Below are 950 nucleotides of genomic sequence, written 5' to 3'. Positions count from 1 at the left end.
AGACTTCCGTCATAAATCAAAAAACGTACAATTTATTTGATCTTAAATTAATCAGCAAAATTATTTAATTCAAGAGATAATCCTTGGATGAAATTCAAAGATATTCAAAAATTATCAAACGTTAAGTTTCGTAGGCTTACAGGTGTTAGTTGGGCTACATTTAACCTCATGTTGGTCGAGCTAAATAAGCATTTACCTCGTCATATTGGTAAAGGACGACCGCATAAATTACCGTTGGAAGATCGTTTGCTCTTATGTATAGAATATTGGAGAGAATATCGAACATTTTTCCATCTTGGTATGAGTTACGGTGTATCTGAAACGAGTGCAATTCGTATCACACGTGTTATTGAAGATACCTTAATCCGTTCTGGAAAATTTAACTTGCCAAAACAACTTCCTAATCGAGATGAAGTGGATTGGGAAGTTGTTGTGATTGATGCAACTGAAATATTAGTTCAACGTCCAAAAAAAACAGAAGAAATGGTATAGCGGTAAAAAAAAGCGACATACCTTTAAATTTCAGCTATCTATGCACTATACAACAGGTGAAATACTGAGTGTATGTGGAAGTCATGGAAGCATGCATGATTTTAAAATATTTAAAAAAAGTATGAGGAAATTAAAATTTAAGCCCTTTTTTATCGTTGATAAGGGGTATTTAGGGATAAAAAAATTGGGTTTTGGATGCCTCATGCCATCTAAAGCAAAGAAAACTGAAAAATTAGATTCTGAATTAAAAAAGTTAAATACAGAGATTGGTCGTAGACGAATTCAAGTAGAGCATGTATTTGGAAGGATGAAATGTTTTAAGATTTTATCTTGTGTATATAGAAATCGTCGTAAAAGATTAAACCTGCGGTTTAATTTACTTGCTGGCATATACAATTTAGATTGGGTGAAAGATAAACAATTAAATTGATTGAAAAATGATTTATGAAGGAAGTCTA

Annotated in this window: 1 protein-coding gene and 1 pseudogene; both read left to right on the top strand. The window is 31.9% G+C overall.

Going from position 1 to position 950, the window contains the following annotated elements:
- Positions 1 to 87 precede the first annotated feature (87 nt).
- A complete protein-coding gene (locus PV763_RS17655; protein ID WP_159373129.1) occupies positions 88 to 492 on the top strand; it encodes a transposase family protein in 405 nt (134 codons plus the stop codon).
- A gap of 37 nt (positions 493 to 529) precedes the next feature.
- Positions 530 to 922: pseudogene (locus PV763_RS17650) on the top strand (transposase family protein); the annotation flags it as partial.
- Between the last annotated feature and the right edge of the window lie 28 nt (positions 923 to 950).

This window comes from Acinetobacter sp. AS5 (assembly GCF_048957595.1).
GTDB lineage: Bacteria > Pseudomonadota > Gammaproteobacteria > Pseudomonadales > Moraxellaceae > Acinetobacter.
The sequence above is the reverse complement of the archived record's forward strand: the minus strand, read 5'-3'. Positions and strand labels throughout refer to the sequence as shown.